Source organism: Mycobacterium sp. NGS45 (assembly GCF_059812645.1).
In genome coordinates this window covers 1-330 of record NZ_JCALDB010000068.1, presented here as the reverse complement: position 1 = coordinate 330, position 330 = coordinate 1, and the positions used below count along the sequence as shown (strand labels likewise).

The 330-nt window shown below is 70.0% G+C and carries 1 protein-coding gene; it reads left to right on the top strand.

The features are described from left to right. Positions 1-82: 82 nt before the first annotated feature. A partial coding sequence (locus tag AC5Y3P_RS22365) for a hypothetical protein (RefSeq protein WP_500048127.1) occupies positions 83-330 on the top strand: 248 nt, incomplete at its 3' end.

Below are 330 nucleotides of genomic sequence, written 5' to 3'. Positions count from 1 at the left end.
ACGCACCAACCCCTATCACCACCCCGAAGACTTCCTCACACCACCGAACCCACCGGACCCAGCACCGGAACCAGCACCACCCGTGGACCCGGCCCCCGCCAACCCACCCGGGACCGACCAACCCCTGGGCGCCGACCCACCCGTCGACGCCGCCCCCGACACCGCCGGCGCAGACCCACCGGGCGTCGACCCTCCCGCCGACGACGACGAACTCACCGCCGCCGAGATCGACGCCCTCTACGCCCAACACGACCAAGACGACGTCGAGCACCCCGAGGACTACGACCCAACCACCGACACCTTCTACACCTGCGACATCGACCAACTCGC